This window comes from Acinetobacter sp. ANC_7655 (assembly GCF_056784015.1).
Genome location: NZ_JBWYJB010000002.1, coordinates 122,291 through 141,503, shown reverse-complemented (window position 1 = coordinate 141,503; position 19,213 = coordinate 122,291). Strand labels below are relative to the sequence as shown.

Genomic DNA, 19,213 nt, shown 5'->3' with positions numbered 1-19,213 from the left:
CTTTAAAAAGAATGCACAGCATGTGCCAACCTTGCACTTATGTAGCGCTATATTGGTGGAAATGGCACGTTTTTCGCTTTAAGCAGTGGGTTAAAGCAAAAAAAATTGTGGAAGTAAAAAGGAATATCACCATTATTGGTGCCGGAATGGCAGGATTAACGACCGGAATTGCGCTGAAGAAATTTGGTCATCAAGTTTCAATATATGAACAAACTGAAAAAATTTTACCCGTGGGTGCTGCGATTTCATTGTGGTCAAATGGTGTGAAATGTTTGAACTATCTAGGACTCACGGATCAAGTCGCTCAACTTGGTGGGAAAATGGATCACCTTGCTTATGTCGATGGGCTCACGGGTGATGTCATGACGCAATTTAGTTTATATCCATTGATTGAAGAAGTCGGGCAGCGACCTTATCCTGTTTCTCGCGCTGAATTACAAAATATGTTAATGGATGAGTTTGGACGTGAAGATATTCATCTTGCAAAAAAAATGATCGGACTTGAGGATCAAGGTGATGATGTCAAAATCCATTTTGCTGACGGAACACAAATAACCACGGATTTATTGGTCGGCGCGGATGGGACTCATTCAATCACGCGTGCCTATGTTTTAGGTGAGCAAGTTGAGCGTCGTTATGCAGGTTATGTGAATTGGAATGGGTTGGTCGAAATTTCTGAGTCGCTCGCTCCTGCCGATCAGTGGACCACCTTTGTGGGAGAAGGGAAGCGAGCTTCTTTAATGCCAGTCGCAGGTAATCGTTTTTACTTCTTCTTTGATGTACCACTTGAATTAGGTTTGGAAAATGATCGTACTCAGTATAAAAAATTACTAAAACAATATTTTGACGGTTGGTGTCCGCAAGTACAAACTTTGATTGATGCTATTGATGAACAGCGAACCAATCGTGTTGAAATCCATGATATAGAACCATTTGCAGATTTCTATAAAGGGCGAGTAGTGATTGTTGGCGATGCAGCACATAGTACAACACCTGATATTGGGCAAGGCGGTTGCCAAGCGATGGAAGATGCCATTTATTTGGCTCGGGCATTACAGATTAATACATTGGGAATTCAGGATGCGTTAAGACGTTATCAAAACAAACGTAATGAACGCACGGCTGAAATGGTATTGAGAGCGCGTAAACGTTGTGATGTGACGCATATGAAAGACGAATCGATTACTCGTGAATGGTATGAGGACTTAAGAAAAGAACAAGGACCTCATATTATGAAAGGTATTATCAGTAATATTGTTGGAAATCCTTTGGATTAAGAGATTTTAAATAAAAGGGCTAAATGCCCTTTTTAAGTATTTAGATTCAGTTGGAATAAGACGAGATTGCGCCAAGATCCAAATTTTTGTCCGACTTCTGGTAAATAGCCTGTTTGTTTAAATCCAAAGTATTCATGTAATTTGATGGATGCAAAATTTTCATGATCTATAGCAGCGATCATGACATGAATTTTATGTTGGCTTGCGTGTTGAATTAAATGTTGGAGTAAAGCTTTGCCAAAACCCAAACGTGTAAAATTGGGATGAATATACACAGAGTGTTCGACAGTTTGTCTAAAACCACTGATCGCTCTAAATGTACTATATTCAGCATAACCTGCAATTTGTTGGGTGAGTTCGTTTTCAACCACAAAAATAGGGAAATGATCTATTAGATGCTGACGATACCAATTCTGATAATAATAAATGTCTTGATCTTGCTCATTCCATGTTGCAAAACCATTCAGAATTTCATCGTTGTAAATATCTTGGATTTGAGTTAAATCCTGTTCAGTTGCGAAACGAATTTTAAAAGACATTTTTTATTCTAATCGTCAGTATTTATAACTTTATTTTGATTATTGAGCATAAAAAAAGCAAGACACTAGTCTTGCTTTTTTATTATAAATATCAATTAGAAATGATATTTAACCAATGCGCTTACATCGTTTTGGTCTTGACCTTTTTGACCGAATTTATTGTTCCAAACAGAGTGTTCAACACCTACATACAATTTGGTTTTTGGAGAGATATGTTTACCAACATTCCATTTATATTGGCTTGTCCAGTTCAATTCACTCGCATGACCAGGACCTTCATTTGTAGACCAATCAAGGAATGCATCTGCCAAGAATTCTTCATTGCCTAGCTTGAATGGAACAGCGTAAGTGATCGTCATTTGGTAGTCATCTTCAGTCAAGTCATTGTCAACTCGATAGAAGTTAATATTTGCATATTGCGTGTAAGGAATATCTAAAGCAAAGCCTACGCCATACAAGAAGTTATTGAACTCAGTATTGTTGTTATAACCAGCGTTGTGTTCCCAAGTCGTTGCAATCAATACATCTTTGATTGGACCAGCGCTTAGTTTTTGGCCAGAAACTTCACTTAAACTTAATCGTGGAGCTAATTCAAGGTAAGTTGAATCGCCATCTTTTCCGCCCCATTGTTGATCGACGAAAAAGAAAACATCCGAGTACTTAAGCTTTGCAGCATATTCAGCAGTGATGGTATAGCGTTCACCTTCTTGTTGAGAGAAAGGGTTTAGGTAGTTATCGCCATAAAGACCAGTTAGGCTGAAATCTTGCCAAACAATTGGACTTGCTTGAGTAAACGCTGCTGTAGAAGCTAATGCGCAAAGTGCTGCGATTTGATTAAGTTTCATAAAAGAATCCCCAGAGAAAGCGGTAACAGAATAACGATTCTTTTGCAAAAATAAAGCCAAAAGTGGATGAAAGGAAAAATTAATGCCCACGTATGCAGGCATTGATACAAAGATGGGTTAAATTAATGATGAGAATCAATTATTTGTTTACTTTTAATATTAATTTTCGGTCCAAATAATTTTAAGTGATTAAATAATATATTGAGGATTATCGCCATTAAGCAGGTTGAGCTAATACCCGAATGGAACAAGGTTTGGACCCATTTTGGGAAGTCGGAATAGAATGAATGGTCAATAATGGGTACCATTCCTGCAGCAATTGAAGTCGCGACAATAATTAAGTTTTTCTGATCGTTATAATCAATTTTTGCCAGTGTACGGATACCACTCGCGGCTACTGTACCAAATAAAACAAGGCCAGCCCCCCCAAGTACAGGCACAGGAATCGCTGCAATAAAACGCCCCATCACTGGGAGTAATCCAAGTACGACCAGAATTATCCCGCCAGCAGCGACAACATAGCGACTTTTAATCCCTGTTATTGCAACTAAACCAACGTTTTGCGCAAACGCACTTTGCATAAATGAACCAAAGATCGGTGCTGCTGCACTTGATAACATATCTGCGCGTAGACCATCTGAAATACGTTTTGAATCTACATCCGTACCGATAATTTCACCGACTGCAATAATATCAGCTGTAGTTTCAGTCATAATCACGAGGGTAACAATGATCATGGAAAGTATTGCTGTAAACTCAAAGGTCGGCATACCAAATGCAAAGAAGCTAGGAACCTGTAACCAATGACCTTCCCCAACTTTGCTAAAATCACCAAAGCCAAACATAAATGCTAAGACAGTGCCAAGAATAATTGCCAGTAAAATTGAAAGGCGTCGAATTGTGGCACTGCCAGCCATATTCAATATTATGACGATTGCAAGCGTCGCTAACGCTAAACAAATATTTTCAGCACTTCCCCAATCAGGTGCACTTTTATTGCCGCCCATCATCCAACGCACAGCAACTGGCAGGAGTGATAAGCCTATGATTGTAATTACACAGCCTGTAACAACTGGGGGAAAAAATCGAATAATTTTAGAGAAGTAGGGCGCTAAGAAAAACCCTAAAAGTGATGCCACAATGACGGCACCATAGACTGCCTGTAATCCGCCACCTGTGGTGACAATTGCGACCATTGTGGCTACACCAGCAAAAGAGACACCCTGAACCAAGGGCAATTGTGCACCAATATGTTTAACGCCTATGGTTTGTAAAATTGTCGCTAAGCCACCGACAAATAAAGCAGCAGCGATGAGTAGCCCAATTTCCATACCTGATAAGCCTGCAGCCGTACCCACGATCAGAGGAGGCGCTATAATACCACCATACATGGTTAAAACATGTTGTAAGCCATAAGCAGCACTTTTACCAGTACCAAGATATTCATGTTCGGGTGATTGTTGTTGTTCGTGTGCAGTCATAATAAATCCCTCTATATTTTAAATTTGCGAGTGCTCAGCTGCCACGATAGGTGGAGTAGGCATAAGGGCTAATGAGCAAGGGAATGTGATAATGTTGGTGAGCATCGGTTACTGAAAAATGAATGACGGCTTTTAGAAAAAAAGTTGGGATGTTCTGCGCTGAGAAATAAGTTTGCGTCATAAATTCGATGCTGTATTCAGCGACATCAATTTGATCGAGTCCAAAATCTGCTGCTGTCACACGTCCATCAGAATTGGTTTTGGCTATCGCTAATAACTCTCCAGACGCAGAAAAAAGCTTAACTTCAACATTACTTGCAGGACGTCCAAGGTGGGTATCTAAAATATGTGAGCTGATCATGCTTGAATTTCCTGTGAGAGGCGCAGTAAAGCAATTTCTAAAAGTTGGCGATGGACGATTCTTTTTTCAGTCTCAAAATCGTTTAGCAAGCGGTATTCCAATGCAGTCAGAATCTCTTCACTATTCAAACCAGAAGCTTTAATCAGAAAAATAAAACCGAATTTTTTTTCATAGGCCAAGTTGCCTTTATATAACGCATCTAGAACTTCTTGATCATGTGTGATGCGTGCTTGTTCACGCCTTGAAAAAGTTTGTTCTTGTTCTGATAATTCAAGTTTTGCTTTTCTTTCGCCAATCCTTGGGTGTGTATTTAGGGCTGCTAAAATTTCATCCCATGTCCATGTAATGGCATGTTGTTCAGCATACTTTAATAGTCCTTCTCGTGTGTCAAAAGGACCGTGATGAATGATTTCCTCGCCCCATCGTGGGATATGAACACATTGCAATAAAAATGCTTTCTGATGTTCAACAGATGTTTGATTAAATTCTGAAAGCAACACAATTCAAACCTATACATTGAAACTTTAGGCTTAAATTGCAATAACAATGCCAAAGTAGATTTGGTGGAAAAAGTGACTGAAAAAGATCAAAAGAGCACTTTATAAAGCACTCTTTTTCTCATGAATGTGAAATTATGGTGCGAAATGATCGATCCAATGTTGCGCAATATCTCCACGACGACAAATCCAAACATGTTCATGAGATTGAACATAGTCTAAGAACTGTTGTAGTGCCTTGAAGCGTCCTGGGCGTCCTAAAAGACGGCAGTGCATCCCAATAGACATCATTTTTGGTGCAGTTTCTCCTTCGGCATACAAGACATCAAAGGCATCCTTTAGATATTGATAAAATTGTTCACCATGATTGAAGCCACCTGCTGAACTAAACTTCATGTCGTTGGTGTCCAGAGTATAAGGAATAATTAAATGCGGATGCTGCTCGCCATTGGGATGGGTGAGCTGTGTCCAAAAAGGTAAATCATCGCCGTAATAATCACAGTCGTATTTGATTTGAGGAAATTCAGTTAAAAGTTGACGTGTGTTGGGACTATCTCGACCTGTGTACCAACCGATTGGGGCTTGTCCGAATAGCGTTTCAAGTACACTAATGGCTTGATCCATATGCTGCCTTTCGGTCTCAATATCCATATTCTGATAATGCAACCAACGTTGACCATGAGATACCACATCGTAATCCGCAGATTTAATTGCTTCGACCACATCTGGATGACGTGCCAAAGCCATTCCCACACCAAAAATAGTCATGGGTAATTGACGTTTCTTGAACTCATTATGAATACGCCAAAAACCGACTCTTGACCCATACTCATACATAGAATCCATTGACATATGCTTAGCATTAAAACTGGAAGCACCAACGATTTCAGATAAAAATTGCTCTGAACCTTGATCACCGTGCTCAATGTGGTTTTCACCACCTTCTTCATAATTTAAGACAAATTGCACTGCGATACGCGCTTGATTAGGCCAATGAGGATGAGGTGGATTCGCCCCATAACCTCTTAAGTCTCTGGAATAAGGTGCATTTTGAATCGAATCAATAAGCGCCTGTCCGCGTAAGTAAGTACTTGTCACAATGAGTAATCCTTTTATTAATTTTTTAAAATACCACTTGCATATTTTTGAGTTAGGCCCGATATTCAAAGTATAAGGACACGGTTCTGCAGACTCAAAAAGTGTTCATCATTCAATGTGGAGGGACGTATTCCAAACAGCAATTGAAGATGTTCGATGCAATTAGATTGCAAGCTACAAACGTGCCAAGATAAAAAGTTTTGCACAAAAATGATTCAGAAGAAGAGTGAGGATGATATTTATGAACATAGAAATCCGTACAGATAAGAATATTCAAAACAGTGAGCGATTAATTGATTATGTACGTGCAGAACTAAATACAGAGTTTCAACGCCATAGTGAAAGAATTACCCATTTTTCGGTTCATTTAAGTGATGAAAATGCCCATAAAGGCGGTGCAGACGATATTCAATGTATGATCGAAGCTCGCCCAGCTGGACTAAAACCAGTTGTGGTCAATCACAGAGGTCATAATATCGACACAGCGATTCATGGTGCGATTGACCGATTAAAGCGTAGTCTTGAACATGTATTCGAGAAAAAAGAGAACCCTCGTGGAGCGCCCATCCAACTGAAAGAAGATGAAGTGGATGTGGAATAGCAAAAAGCCCTTCGGGGCTTTTTTTTTGAATAAAATTTTGAATGAACAGTTTTGATTTATTTAATTGAATAATGATCTGCATTATTAGGCATAATGTCGTTATAGATAAATAGTAGAGAAAGTAAATGCTAACAGCACATCAACAAGTGTTTTTACAGGCCTTAGAAGAATTAGACCTAGCACAGGTACAGCGCCTGTTAGCAGAAGGTTTAGATCCAAACTTTATCGCAGGAGAGAAAGGCCCTGCGGTTTCTGTGTGGTCAGACACTTTATTTCAATGGTGGGAAGAAATTTGTGAAGCGTATGAGCAAGGAAATGCGCTTTCAACAGAAGAAAAACAACAGAAATTACAAGTACATCTTGATATTCTAGATGCACTGATTGCAGCGAAAGCTAATTTCCATTTATGGGATGCAGAGGAATGTTACGGCCCACTTTGGGATGCTGCGAGTGCTGCATGTGTGCCTGCAGTTCAACGCTTACTTGATCATCAAGTTGATCCTAATACCAAAGATGAAGAGGGGAATACCATTCTGAGTTCAATTAGTGATTTATTTTTCGACTGCGATTTTGATACCATTGATTGGTCACAGGCTTTACCGGAAGAACGTGAGACACTCGAGTTATTACGTAGCCGTGGCGCAAAAATGACGAAAGAATTAAATTAATTTGGGTGCCCCATGACAAAATTAAAACAACTGAGCTTGATACTTTGCTCAACCGCGAGTGTAAGTGCGATGGCTGCAGATTTTGCCTTCGATCGACCTGGTACGAGTTTCAGCACAGGCATTACGCCCGTAGGTCAATTGGCATGGGAGCAGGGACTTCCAACTGCACAGTATGTTGAAAGTACTGAAAATGGTTTTAAAAATAAATCATTGCGACTCAATGCTGATGTCCTGTTGCGTACGGGATTGAGTAAGAATACTGAGCTTCAATTGGGTTGGGATGGCCCAGCGTGGGAGCGGACCCGAATCCAAAATCGAACTGATGACCATGATGGTTTAGGTGATGTTTCTGTTGGGATTAAGCATCACGTTGACTTACAAGATGATCAACTGAAAATGGCAATTTTGGCACAAGCTAAAATCGCAACAGGAAATGATCGTTTTACTTATGTTGATGATATTTATACTTTGGGCTCATCTGTTGAGTATCAATATAACGATACTGTAACGACAGGAATAGGAATGTTCTATTCGGCTCAAAATAGTGACTGGTCGGTGACTGCTGTACCTACTATTGGGTATAAAATCGTGGGTAATTTATCGGGCTATTCTGAAGCAGTATTTACCAAGAAAGAAAGCCAAGAGCGAGAGTATGGACTGGCATCTGGTTTAATCTATGCCTTGAATGATCGTGCGCAGTTAGATGCAAGCATCGGTGTAGACCTAAGTGGATCCGATCGAAGTTATCATGGTGGATTTGGTGTCTCATACTTATTCTAAATGAATAAAAAAGGAGTAGCTTACGCTACTCTTTTTTATGTTTACTTCAGTTTTGATTCAATCAGTCTTTATCCAAACGATGGGCAAACTCTGCGATATCGGTCAAAGCTTGCTTTGCTTCATCAAACCAAGCGCTAAACATTTGGAAGTTATGCCACATACCGGTGTATAACTTAAACTCAACATCCACTCCAGCTGCTTTAGCCTTTTCTTCAAATCGCGTAGAATCGTCTAACAAAATTTCTTTTGAACCCACCTGAACCAATGTCGGTGGCAATCCTTTGAGATCTCCAAAAATTGGGGAAATTTCGGGAATTGAGACATCTACACCTTTAGGAACATAATGATTTATGCCTGCTTCTAAAGCTTCAATTGACAATAAAGCATCATGCTTTTGATTGTAGCGTAGAGATTCACTGGTCAAAGTTAAGTCAAGAAAGGGTGACATTAAAATCAAGCCACTTGGAAGAAGTTTTGGATTTTCTTCTTTTAAACGTAAAGCCAGTGCAAGTGCTAAATTGGCACCACAAGAATCGCCAGATAAAATAATATCTTTCGGTTGAGCACCTTGCTCTACCAATAATTGGTACACATCATAGATTGCTTCTCCGAGATCTGGGAAACGTTGTTCAGGTGAAAGAGGGTAGTCGATATGTAGCACTTGCATTTGAGTCCGAAGTGCCATTTCAGTCATCAATGCGCGATGTGTATTTAACGATCCTAAAAAGAATGCGCCACCATGAATGTGAAAAATGAGCTGAGTCGTTTCAGGTTGAGGCAAAATTTCTTCGGCACGAATACCTGCGATTCTTAGTTTTCGAATACTGACATCTTTGGACTGTGGAAAAACACGCGTCATCTGCTCTAAGGCAACACGAAGTACGGTGGGGGGAAGATTAAAGCGACTCGGAAAGCGAAGACTCGTTTTTAAAAAAGACTCTGTTATGTATTGTTTCAAAACCGGATTGATCTTCATTGTTTTTCCATATTAATGAAATTATGTTTATTATCAGCACACAGCATTACAATGGTACACTAAATAGTCACATTCAAAAATTGCTTAAATGTTATCAATTTTTAATAATATTAAAGTCAATTCAGCAAGGGAAACAAAAAACAATGAAAAAAATTGCACTAGCGTTAGGATTACTCGCTTCAGCAGTATTTGCAAATGCTGCAGATCCACTCAATGGTACCGTGTGGAATACGATTGATGAGAAAACTAAAAAAGCTAAAGCTTTTGTAAAATTCACTGAACAGCCAAACGGAACATTGAATGCAACCATTCAGAGTGTTGTCACACCGGGTCAAGAAAATTCATGTACGAACTGTGAAGGTCCCTATCACAAGAAATCTTTAAAAGGTTTAACCATTGTGAAGGGTCTTAAAAATGTAGGTGGAACGAATTACGATGGTGGTTCAATCTTAGACCCACAATCTGGAAAAACTTACAAATTGAAGGGTTCATTGAAAGACGGTGGTCAAAAGCTTGAACTTCGTGGTTTCATCGGTGTATCAGCGCTTGGTCGTAACCAAACTTGGGTACGCGTGAACTAATTTAAGATTCATAAAAAAGCCGGGTAGTTGCTCGGCTTTTTTTATTTCCTATTTCTTTAATGCTTTTATCGCATTTTCATCAAAACCAATTACATAGCCTGATTCAGTAGTGATCACTGGTCTTTTAATAAGGCTCGTATGTGTAGTCAGTGCTTCAATCAAGCCCTGTTCAGATGCAAGGGCAGTTTGTTGATATTCATCAGACAATTTACGCCAAGTCGTTCCCTTTTTATTGAGGACAAGTTCAGCACCAAGATCATTTAGCCATTTTTGTACTGTTTCAGCATCAATACCTTGTTTCTTATAATCGTGGAACTCATAACTAAGCCCCAACTCATTGAGTAAATCGAATGCTTTCTTCATCGAGTTGCAATTTTTAATACCGTAAACTTTAATCATCTCTAACAGTCTTATTCATTGTGATCAGTCTAGAGCTTAGCAAAATTTACGCAAAAACATAAATGTGATCAGAATATTTTAAATAGGTTTGAAATCTACAGTGTGGCTTTATGGTGGTTATCAATAAAATGGTGGAAAATTTCTTATGTTAAAATTTGTATTGATCTTTTAAATAGAGAAAACCCGCATTAAATCATCCTGATCATGCGGGTCTCAATTCAACGTCCAATGTCTTCATCCTTGGAAAATAAACCGAAATTTATTTTCTTTTCATCCTACGGCTTCCAATCCCTATTGTCATCCTGACATGTCCCTGTGCCGTGCGACAATAATGCACTGAATTAGTCGGAATAAAAATACGTTAACACGACAAGATTTGTGAGCAATTAGCGTACATTTAGTAAACAGTTGTTCACTCAGTTTGCACGACACTAAATTTTATAATCGATAATGACAGGGGCATGATCGCTAAACCACGTTTCTTTATATACCCATGCATTCACAGTACGATCTTTCCAATCTGGTGAGCAAGCTTGATAGTCAATCCGCCAACCCACGTTCTTGGCACGGGCTTGTCCTCGGTTTGACCACCATGAATAAAGTTCTGCTTCTTTACGCACTTCACGGAAGGTATCGACATAGCCTAAATCATCATAAATATGATCGAGCCATGCACGTTCATGTGGTAAACAACCTGAAGCTTTTTGATTGCCTGACCAGTTCTTAATATCAATGCGTTTATGTACGATATTGTAGTCACCGCAAACAATCACAGATTTACCTTCATCACGCCATTGTTTTAAGATCTGCTTATATTCATTTAGAAAGTGATCTTTACGGGCTTGTGCTTCTTCACCAGAAGAACCTGATGGTAAATAGAGTGAGCAAATATGAGCTGTTTTCTCTAAGCCTAGATCAAATTCTGCTGAGATAAAACGACCTTGTGAATCAGCCAATTCAAAACCCAGACCATCGGTAACTGAGATAAACGGCAAACGACTATAGATTGCGGTACCAGCATAGCCAGGACGCTCAGCTGGGAATAGGTGTGTATACCAACCTTCTGGCTTAAATTTATCTGTCCATTGTTCGTGTGTAATACGGGATTCTTGCATGCAAATGACATCGGCATCTGAAGTTGCCATCCAGTCAAAAATTCCTTTTTTTTCTGCAGAACGAAGACCATTTACGTTGATTGATACGACACGTAAAATTTTTTGATCACTAGGATAGCTACTCTTTGGTATCATGCTCGAGTTTAACCTCAATTTAATAAATGGAGCACCTCATGACAGCGCAAGCGGCATTTAATCCACAAGCTTTTATCGAACTGGCATTATCACGTGGTGTGCTTAAATTTGGTGAGTTTACTTTAAAATCAGGTCGTGTGAGTCCTTATTTTTTCAACGCCGGTTTGTTAAATGACGGTGAAGCCTTAACTGGCTTGGCTTCTGGCTATGCAGCAAAATTAACTGAATGCGATAATGTTGAAGTGATTTTTGGCCCTGCGTATAAAGGTATTCCATTTGTAGCAGCAACGGCTGTAGCATTGTCACAAAACCACGGTGTAAGTGTACCTTGGGGCTTCAACCGTAAAGAAGCTAAAGATCACGGTGAGGGTGGTGTGCTTGTGGGTGCTTCGGTAGAAGGTAAAAAAGTGTGGATCATTGATGATGTGATCACTGCGGGTACAGCCATTCGTGAAGTTGTGACCATTCTAAAAAATGCAGGCGCGCAAATAACGGGTGTATTGGTTGCGCTTGACCGTCAAGAAAAAGGTCAGGGTGAATTGTCTGCGATTCAAGAAGTTCAAAAAGAGCTTGAAATTCCTGTGCATGCGCTTATCACAATGAAAGATTTAATGGATTACTTAGATGCTAAAGGCGATAAAGATGCTTTAGCGAAAATGGAAGCATACCGTGTGAAGTACGGAATTTAAGACTTATAAAGTTCTACTTAATATTAATGTGAAACATTGCTTAATAAATAAGCGTGGAACTTGAAGAATCTATAAAAAAGCCCAGATCTATAGGTCTGGGTTTTTTATATTGATATAAGTTATTGATTTGTATTTAATAAAAAATCATTTCGCATAAGGTGTATTATGTTAATTTTAGGAAATCTAGATACTCTTTTGATTCACACGCTTTGAAAGCTCTTCTGCACTTTCTACACGTTCAGAGTAACGGTCAGTGAGATATGAGGACTGTCCCCTGGTTAAAAGCGTAAATTTATAAAGTTCTTCCATCACATCGACAATCCTCATGTAATAAGAAGAAGGCTTCATACGACCATCCTCTTCAAACTCTAGAAATGCTTTAGGGACTGAGGACTGATTTGGTATCGTGATCATACGCATCCAACGCCCTAAAATACGTAATTGATTTACAGCATTAAAGGATTGCGAACCTCCACAAACTTGCATTACAGCTAAGGTTTTACCTTGCGTTGCACGGATTGCACCCGCTGCTAATGGAATCCAATCAATTTGAGCTTTCAATATCGAACTCATTGAGCCATGACGCTCAGGAGAGCACCACACCATGCCTTCTGACCATGCTAAGAGTTCATGGAGTTCCTTAACCTTTGGATGTTGCATATCACCATCTTCAGGGAGGGGTAGCCCTTTTGGATGGAAGATTTTCACTTCCGCACCAAAATATTCAAGGATTCGACCAGCTTCCTGAACAGCTAAACGGCTATATGATCTGTCACGATTTGAGCCATACAAAAGCAGTATTCTTGGTGGATGTTTAAGGTTCTTTGCCTGAACTTTTTCTAAAGTCGGTTTTTCTAAAAGACTAGGATCAATATTTGGTAGGTTCATTCGACTCATGCCTCTTTAAACACTTTTTTTCTCAGCCATAGCGAAACTGTCACTAAGGCAATCAATACAGGCACTTCAACAAGCGGTCCAATCACGGTTGTGAAAGCCACAGGTGAAGCTAATCCAAAAGTGGCAATCGCTACAGCAAGTGCTAATTCAAAATTGTTGCCTGCCGCAGTAAAGGAAATAGCAGTTGTTTTAGGATAATCGTTACCCATCCACTTACTCATAAAGAAGCTGATGAAGAACATCGCAACAAAGTAAATTGTCAAAGGAATAGCGATCCTAAGTACATCTAGAGGAAGGCTAACCACTTCACCACCTTTAAGGCTAAACATGGCTATAATCGTGAATAAAAGGGCAATAAGGCTGATTGGGCTAATCTTTGGGATAAATCTAGATTGATACCAATCCACCCCCTTCTGTTTGACTAAAATCAACCGAGTTAAAAATCCAAGTAAGAACGGAATACCTAGATAAATAAGAACAGCATAGGTAATTGTCCAAAAGCTCACATTAATGATTTGTGCTTCTACTCCAAAGAATGGTGGTAAGAAGGTTAAGAATAACCAGGCATAAGTACTAAAGAATAAGATCTGGAAGATACTGTTAAACGCGACTAAGGCAGCGACATATTGATTATCCCCACATGCCAGATCGTTCCAGACGAGGACCATCGCAATACATCGGGCTAAGCCTATGAGAATTAGGCCAGTCATGTATTCAGGATAGGCATGTAAAAAAATGATTGCCAAACCAAACATTAAGCAAGGTGCTATTAGCCAGTTTTGAACGAGAGATAATGTAAGGGTTCGCTTGTCCTCAAAGACTTTAGGCAAAGTCGCATAGTCTACTTTGGCAAGTGGTGGATACATCATCAAAATAAGCCCTATTGCGATAGGGATATTCACTGAATTAATGCTTAATTGATCGAGTACCACAGATGCTTGAGGAAAAAATACACCAATACCTACTCCTAATGCCATGGCAATAAAAATCCATAGCGTTAGATTTCGATCTAAGAATGAGAGCTTTGATCCGGACATTGAATTACTCGCATTGCATAGAGATAGATAAGTTGCTTGCAGGTTTATTCAGTACTTCATCATTTAAGACATTGAGCACTGCATTTACCCATTCTGGTAAATCAGGATTTAATCGGTAATACACCCATTGTCCCTTGCGCTCATCTAGCAAAATTGAGAGGTTACGGAGTAAAGCCAAGTGACGAGAAATTTTGGGTTGGCTCAGTTGTAATATCTCTGTGATTTCACAAACACATACATTTTGTCTTGCTAAAATAATTTTTAAAATATCTAGACGTGTCGGGTCAGATAGGCATTTAAAGAAATCTGCTTGATCCATCATCTACACTCCAATATATGCTATTGCGAATATACGCATATCCATATATAAATGCAATATTACTAAGCTTTGAGTTAATCCAATGTCATCAAAAGTTAAGATCTATCACAACCCTGCTTGCGGAACATCAAGAAATACACTGGCTCTCATTCGAAATACCGGAGAGGAACCTGAAATTATTGAGTATCTTCTCAACCCTCCGAGCAAGAGAGAACTGATTAATTTAATTGAAAAATCAGGTCTTTCTGTACATGAAGCTATTCGTAAAAATGTAGAACCTTTTGAAACTCATAAATTGGATCAGCCACACTGGACAGATGAACAGCTCATTAATTTTATGGTTGAGTATCCAATTTTAATTAACCGTCCATTTGTAGTGACTGAATTAGGTGTAAAACTATGTAGACCATCTGAACTCGTTTTAGATATTTTGTCTGCGCCTCAATTAGGAGCTTTTATCAAAGAGGATGGTCAAATCATCATAGATAAAGATGGTAAGCGGATTAAATAAATCCCCCCATTTAACATAATAGGCGTTATACGAAATTTTAAAAAAAATAGTAAAAAATGGGAGCCTAAGACTCCCATTTTTGATTTCGCATAAGGTGTATTATGTTAATTTTAGAGAAACTACTAAATTATATTGAGTTGTAAATAGTTGAAATTCCGTTAAGATATTTTGGATTAAATTCTATTCCTAGATAGCACTCGTGTTGACTCATCTCTCCAAAAAACTTTGGTTTTGTTTTCTTATGGTTTTTGCCATAGGATGGAGTAGTGTGTCTGTTGCATCAGTAAAGATAATGCATATCAATATGCAAACTGAAATGAGCCAAGATCATTGTTTAGATCAAGCACAGCAAGTCACTCAACATGGTATTAATCACGAAGTACAAACGAATACCGATTGCCATAATCATTTAGCTATTAATCAGAATATAGATCACAAAAAGTGTCAGGAATGTTCTAGCTTATCCTGCCAGACACAGATCTCATGTCTTCATTCTTTGCAAAGCTCGCTAGATCCCCTAGATACCTTCTATTCTATAGATCAGCCTAATTTTTATTACCTCAACCAATATCTAAATGGGTATTGGCAAGAAATTTCACGTCCTCCTAAAACTTAACCAATTTTTTTAAAATTTATTTATTTTTCAAAAATTAAGGTTAAGTTATGTCTCATAAAATTAGTTCGTACCTATTAGCAGGTATTTGTTTTGCATCGTCGCCTTTGGTTTTTGCCGAAGTGCGTGAATATCAGCTTGTTATTGATGAAGCAGTGGTCAGCCCAACTGGAAAGCCTGTAAAGCGCATTACCGTAAATGGTCAATTTCCTGCGCCTTTGCTTGAGTTTGAAGAGGGTGATGAAGCCATCATTCGCGTGAAAAATAATTTAAAAAACCAAGATTCTTCTATTCATTGGCACGGACTGTTGTTGCCGGGCATTATGGATGGTGTACCAGGATTCAATGGTTTTAACGGTATTAAGCCTCAAAGCGAGTATGTTTATAAATTCAAGATTCGCCAAAGCGGGACTTATTGGTATCACGCTCATTCTAAAGGACAGGAACAAGACGGCTTATATGGTTCTTTTGTGATTTATCCAAAAGGTAAAACACCATTGGCAGCACATGAAAAAGCTGAACGTGACTATGTGGTGATGTTGTCAGATTTTCATGAAAAAACCAGTGATCAAATTCAGAAAGATCTTAAAATTTCAGCTGAATATTATCAAGATCAGCGTGAAACCTTGGGTGATGTTTGGAAGCAGGTTAAACGTGATGGTATAAAAGCGACATGGTCTGACCGCAACATGTGGAATCAGATGCGTATGCTAAAAACCGACATGTCGGATGTTACAGGTTATACCTTCCTCATTAATGGCAAAACACCTGAACAAAATTGGACAGGAATGTTTAAACCGAATGAAAAAATTCGCCTACGTTTTGTGAATGCATCTGCGATGTCTTTCTACGATGTCCGTATTCCTAACTTGAAAATGACTGTGGTTAGTGCTGATGGTCAGCCTGTGAAACCCATTTCTGTAGATGAATTCCGTATTGGTACGGCTGAAACTTATGATGTGATTGTGGAGCCAAAAGGTGGACATTATCAAATTGAAGCTGAGTCAATTGACCGTTCAGGTTATGCGATTGGTACGCTACACAATGAACTAAATCCTGTAACACACGGCATTCATATGCCTCAGCCACGTTCACGCTCGCTTTTGACTATGGAAGATATGGGACATGGTGGTGGTGATCATTCAGGAATGGATCATTCGAAAATGAACCATGGCGATATGAAAGGCACGGATCATTCACAGCATAGCGCAGTAAAACCGCAAAAAAATGATCAAGTGGTTTATGGTTGGGCAAATGCCTCTACACCTGCAGGTAACAAAGCCTTGCAATATAGCGATTTAAAATCGTTAGAGCCGCAAAAAGATACTCGTGAAGCCAGCAGTGAATTGGTCGTGCGTTTGGGCGGTACTATGGAACGTTATATTTGGACCATTAACGGTAAAAAATTTAGTGATGCTGAGCCTTTAAAAGTGAAATATGGCGAGCGTATCCGTATCAAATTTATTAATGACAGTATGATGGCACACCCGATGCATTTACACGGTATGTTTATGCAGTTGGAGAATGGTCAAGAGTCGGTAGATATGCCAAATAAACACACATTGATCGTACCACCGGGTAAAACAGTTACGGCTTTATTAACTGCGGATGAATTGGGTGAATGGGCAATCCATTGTCATTTGTTGTATCACATGAGTGCGGGGATGATGAACAAGTTAATCGTGGCGAATGTTAGCGATGAACAAGTATCTACAATGCCAATTCAAGGTACAAATTCGACTCAAACTCACCAAGTAACTGAGCAAAAAGGAGCTGAACATGCACATCACTAATTTTGTATTGAAAGCGATTTTTTCTGTTGCGGTATTGAGTTTAACGACCTTAAGTGTGGCGCACGAAGGGCATCATTCAACCACTCAGAATAATGGGAAAAATATGCCATCAATGAATCATCAAGCCATGTCTGAGATGAATCATGCACAACATCAGGCAACATCTACGGTTAATCATTTACATCATGTACCAGATGCGAATACTCAGCAGAGTTCGCATTATGATCATCGCTCAGAACACGGTGCGCAAATTTATGCGATTACGACGGTGGATAATAAGTGGTTTGTCAATGAAGATGGCACAGGCGGTTTAAAGTCAGAGTTTGAAACCAGTATTGGCACAGATGAAAATAAGGTTTTTATTAAAGTTCATGCCGATAAAGAAGAATCGCATGATGCACATTATGATGCCAAACTTTTATATAGCCGTATGATTTCAGACTTTTGGGATGCACAGATTGGTGCACGTTATCGCAGTGAAAAAGTTGAACTCGATGATCATCGCAAAGACACCGAAGAAAATGTTGATGCAGTGATTGGCTTACATGGTATGGCACCATATTTCTTTGAAACTGATGCTTATCTCTATGCAGGAGAAGACAGTTATGCGGGCTTTAGTCTAGAAACGGAACGTGATTTTCTGATTACCCAAAAGTTGATTATTCAAACTTATTTAGAGTTGGATGCGATCTTTAGTGATGACTCTAAATATGCGAAAAAAACTGGTTTAAGCAGTGCAACCGCAGGGCTTGAAACTCGCTATGAAATCAGTAAAAAGATCATGCCGTATATCGACATTGCCTATGAGTATTCAAAAGGTAATGATGAAACGTCGTGGCAAATAGAATCAAACTCTGAGAAAGGTTGGTTATATGGAGCTGGTGTTAGATTTAGATTTTAATTAATTTAATGATTACTAAATAGCTTTATTTAAATAAAACTCTAGCTTAATGTGGTCGGAAGCAAAATGTTAACTTATTTTGCTCCCTCCCTCCCATTTAACATAATAGAGCTTATGCGAAATTCTTATCTGCATCACACAAATTACATTTTTACGTTATGCCCAACTTTTCATTCAGTTCTTGTTACCTCATCACTCAAGGACGATTTTGCTACGGTGGGGTATATCAAATGTATAACCTGATCGCAGGCAAGAATCATCTAATCAATGATTTTTATCTTCTGAATAAAAGACGATAATGGCGGGTTGCATCATTAGAAACCCCGGGAATAAATTGTAGTTTAAATAAGTTAAAGAGACTCATAAAAGAGCGCTGTGCTGAATATCCCATACCCAGCGATGGTCATGAGGATCGCGCCACACAAGGCTAAGATTTTTGAATAAATACGTTGTTGAGAAATAGCGTTAAAACCTAAATAGACCAAAGATAGTACGACAAAATCTAGAAGAATCCATGTGATGATTAACAGCGTCAAACTTAAATCTATATTTGGTGTAATTTGAATAAACTGCGGAAAAAAAGCAGTGAAGAAAATAATATCTTTTGGATTGGAAATACCAACTAAAAAACCTTTGGAAAAACCACTATCGATCGGCTTGATCTTTGAAGAGGCAGTTTGATTGTGCTGAAAAGTTTCTCTAAGAATTTCAAAACCTAAATAGCCAATGTAAAGACATCCTAGGACTTTGATGACATTGAAAATATGCTCATTAAAATGCAGAACACCCTTAAGTGCAAGAATTGAAAGGGTAATTAAACATAGTGAGGCAACATTAGTACCTAAAATAGTCTGTAATGCTTTTCGATAACCACCTTTTGCACCTGCACTGGCCACCAAAATCATAACAGGGCCTGGAGTGGCAATCATAATAATGACAGTGAAAATATATAAAAAATACTCAAGATAATTCATGAAAATACTACTTTTTAAATTTTATTTATATAAATATTATAACCTCTTTAGATTTCATTCATCTCATTTATTTAAAATATCTCATAGAGCGAAATAAATAATAAAAAAGGAAGCCTAAGCTTCCTT

The 19,213-nt window shown here is 38.7% G+C and carries 23 protein-coding genes; 10 read left to right on the top strand and 13 right to left on the bottom strand.

The window, feature by feature from the left end; translation table 11 throughout:
• Nucleotides 1-20 precede the first annotated feature (20 nt).
• The gene (hpxO, locus tag AC1M9N_RS04665) at nt 21-1,277 is read left to right on the top strand and encodes an FAD-dependent urate hydroxylase HpxO (RefSeq protein WP_481954336.1); all 1,257 of its coding nucleotides are present in this window, start codon (nt 21-23) and stop codon (nt 1,275-1,277) included.
• A 32-nt stretch (nt 1,278-1,309) separates the two neighbouring features.
• Here hpxO and AC1M9N_RS04660 read toward each other — a convergent pair whose 3' ends face one another.
• The 6 genes from AC1M9N_RS04660 to puuE all read right to left on the bottom strand — a co-directional run bounded on the left by AC1M9N_RS04660 (nt 1,310) and on the right by puuE (nt 6,098).
• A complete protein-coding gene (locus AC1M9N_RS04660) occupies nt 1,310-1,816 on the bottom strand; it encodes an N-acetyltransferase family protein (RefSeq protein ID WP_481595718.1) in 507 nt (168 codons plus the stop codon).
• 95 nt (nt 1,817-1,911) lie between these two features.
• Nucleotides 1,912-2,661 (bottom strand): outer membrane protein OmpK, encoded by a 750-nt coding sequence (locus AC1M9N_RS04655; protein ID WP_035264928.1) that lies wholly within the window; start codon nt 2,659-2,661, stop codon nt 1,912-1,914.
• Between the two features lie 122 nt (nt 2,662-2,783).
• Nucleotides 2,784-4,142 (bottom strand): nucleobase:cation symporter-2 family protein, encoded by a 1,359-nt coding sequence (locus tag AC1M9N_RS04650; RefSeq protein WP_481954335.1) that lies wholly within the window; start codon nt 4,140-4,142, stop codon nt 2,784-2,786.
• 34 nt (nt 4,143-4,176) lie between these two features.
• Complete coding sequence (gene uraH / locus AC1M9N_RS04645; RefSeq protein ID WP_481954334.1) at nt 4,177-4,503, bottom strand: hydroxyisourate hydrolase; 327 nt, start codon at nt 4,501-4,503, stop codon at nt 4,177-4,179.
• The gene (gene uraD, locus AC1M9N_RS04640; RefSeq protein WP_481591960.1) at nt 4,500-5,003 is read right to left on the bottom strand and encodes a 2-oxo-4-hydroxy-4-carboxy-5-ureidoimidazoline decarboxylase; all 504 of its coding nucleotides are present in this window, start codon (nt 5,001-5,003) and stop codon (nt 4,500-4,502) included. The genes uraH and uraD overlap by 4 nt, the downstream gene beginning before the upstream one ends.
• A gap of 132 nt (nt 5,004-5,135) precedes the next feature.
• Nucleotides 5,136-6,098 (bottom strand): allantoinase PuuE, encoded by a 963-nt coding sequence (puuE, locus tag AC1M9N_RS04635; RefSeq protein WP_481954333.1) that lies wholly within the window; start codon nt 6,096-6,098, stop codon nt 5,136-5,138.
• A 241-nt stretch (nt 6,099-6,339) separates the two neighbouring features.
• Between puuE and AC1M9N_RS04630 the strand changes: the two genes are divergently transcribed.
• The 3 genes from AC1M9N_RS04630 to AC1M9N_RS04620 all read left to right on the top strand — a co-directional run bounded on the left by AC1M9N_RS04630 (nt 6,340) and on the right by AC1M9N_RS04620 (nt 8,147).
• Nucleotides 6,340-6,699 (top strand): HPF/RaiA family ribosome-associated protein, encoded by a 360-nt coding sequence (locus AC1M9N_RS04630; RefSeq protein WP_035264715.1) that lies wholly within the window; start codon nt 6,340-6,342, stop codon nt 6,697-6,699.
• A gap of 125 nt (nt 6,700-6,824) precedes the next feature.
• A complete protein-coding gene (locus tag AC1M9N_RS04625; protein WP_035264700.1) occupies nt 6,825-7,367 on the top strand; it encodes an ankyrin repeat domain-containing protein in 543 nt (180 codons plus the stop codon).
• A gap of 12 nt (nt 7,368-7,379) precedes the next feature.
• Complete coding sequence (locus AC1M9N_RS04620) at nt 7,380-8,147, top strand: transporter (protein WP_035264697.1); 768 nt, start codon at nt 7,380-7,382, stop codon at nt 8,145-8,147.
• Nucleotides 8,148-8,208: 61 nt separating this feature from the next.
• Here AC1M9N_RS04620 and AC1M9N_RS04615 read toward each other — a convergent pair whose 3' ends face one another.
• Nucleotides 8,209-9,123 carry an alpha/beta hydrolase gene (locus AC1M9N_RS04615; protein ID WP_035264694.1) on the bottom strand — a complete coding sequence of 305 codons (915 nt, stop codon included), beginning with the start codon at nt 9,121-9,123 and terminating at the stop codon, nt 8,209-8,211.
• A gap of 143 nt (nt 9,124-9,266) precedes the next feature.
• On the opposite strand from AC1M9N_RS04615, the gene AC1M9N_RS04610 reads away from it, so the two are divergent.
• A complete protein-coding gene (locus AC1M9N_RS04610) occupies nt 9,267-9,704 on the top strand; it encodes a DUF2147 domain-containing protein (RefSeq protein WP_035264927.1) in 438 nt (145 codons plus the stop codon).
• A 48-nt stretch (nt 9,705-9,752) separates the two neighbouring features.
• On the opposite strand, the gene AC1M9N_RS04605 is transcribed toward AC1M9N_RS04610, so the two are convergent.
• Together AC1M9N_RS04605 and AC1M9N_RS04600 are read right to left on the bottom strand one after the other, a co-directional pair.
• Complete coding sequence (locus AC1M9N_RS04605) at nt 9,753-10,103, bottom strand: Spx/MgsR family RNA polymerase-binding regulatory protein (protein WP_481609720.1); 351 nt, start codon at nt 10,101-10,103, stop codon at nt 9,753-9,755.
• A gap of 431 nt (nt 10,104-10,534) precedes the next feature.
• Nucleotides 10,535-11,353 carry an exodeoxyribonuclease III gene (locus tag AC1M9N_RS04600; protein WP_092766525.1) on the bottom strand — a complete coding sequence of 273 codons (819 nt, stop codon included), beginning with the start codon at nt 11,351-11,353 and terminating at the stop codon, nt 10,535-10,537.
• 38 nt (nt 11,354-11,391) lie between these two features.
• On the opposite strand from AC1M9N_RS04600, the gene pyrE reads away from it, so the two are divergent.
• Complete coding sequence (pyrE, locus tag AC1M9N_RS04595) at nt 11,392-12,042, top strand: orotate phosphoribosyltransferase (RefSeq protein ID WP_481954332.1); 651 nt, start codon at nt 11,392-11,394, stop codon at nt 12,040-12,042.
• A 183-nt stretch (nt 12,043-12,225) separates the two neighbouring features.
• Here pyrE and arsH read toward each other — a convergent pair whose 3' ends face one another.
• The 3 genes from arsH to AC1M9N_RS04580 are packed head-to-tail and all read right to left on the bottom strand — an operon-like array spanning nt 12,226 to nt 14,295.
• Nucleotides 12,226-12,930: an arsenical resistance protein ArsH gene (arsH, locus tag AC1M9N_RS04590; protein ID WP_481586963.1), complete on the bottom strand. Its 705-nt coding sequence runs from the start codon at nt 12,928-12,930 to the stop codon at nt 12,226-12,228.
• Nucleotides 12,931-12,935: 5 nt separating this feature from the next.
• Nucleotides 12,936-13,976 (bottom strand): ACR3 family arsenite efflux transporter, encoded by a 1,041-nt coding sequence (gene arsB, locus AC1M9N_RS04585; protein WP_481609721.1) that lies wholly within the window; start codon nt 13,974-13,976, stop codon nt 12,936-12,938.
• A gap of 4 nt (nt 13,977-13,980) precedes the next feature.
• Nucleotides 13,981-14,295: an ArsR/SmtB family transcription factor gene (locus tag AC1M9N_RS04580; protein WP_035264683.1), complete on the bottom strand. Its 315-nt coding sequence runs from the start codon at nt 14,293-14,295 to the stop codon at nt 13,981-13,983.
• An 82-nt stretch (nt 14,296-14,377) separates the two neighbouring features.
• Here AC1M9N_RS04580 and arsC point away from each other — a divergent pair, with 82 nt between their 5' ends.
• The 4 genes from arsC (at nt 14,378) to AC1M9N_RS04560 (ending at nt 18,113) form a co-directional block, all read left to right on the top strand.
• Nucleotides 14,378-14,806, top strand: a complete 429-nt coding sequence (gene arsC, locus AC1M9N_RS04575; protein WP_481609722.1) for an arsenate reductase (glutaredoxin) — start codon at nt 14,378-14,380, stop codon at nt 14,804-14,806.
• A 268-nt stretch (nt 14,807-15,074) separates the two neighbouring features.
• Entirely contained in the window at nt 15,075-15,422 is a 348-nt protein-coding gene (locus AC1M9N_RS04570; protein WP_081401042.1) for a hypothetical protein, read from the top strand.
• Between the two features lie 47 nt (nt 15,423-15,469).
• A complete protein-coding gene (locus tag AC1M9N_RS04565) occupies nt 15,470-17,212 on the top strand; it encodes a multicopper oxidase domain-containing protein (protein WP_481608668.1) in 1,743 nt (580 codons plus the stop codon).
• Complete coding sequence (locus AC1M9N_RS04560; protein WP_481954331.1) at nt 17,199-18,113, top strand: copper resistance protein B; 915 nt, start codon at nt 17,199-17,201, stop codon at nt 18,111-18,113. Before AC1M9N_RS04565 ends, AC1M9N_RS04560 begins: the two co-directional genes overlap by 14 nt.
• A 350-nt stretch (nt 18,114-18,463) precedes the next feature.
• On the opposite strand, the gene AC1M9N_RS04555 is transcribed toward AC1M9N_RS04560, so the two are convergent.
• Nucleotides 18,464-19,087: a LysE family translocator gene (locus AC1M9N_RS04555; RefSeq protein WP_481608666.1), complete on the bottom strand. Its 624-nt coding sequence runs from the start codon at nt 19,085-19,087 to the stop codon at nt 18,464-18,466.
• Nucleotides 19,088-19,213 lie beyond the last annotated feature (126 nt).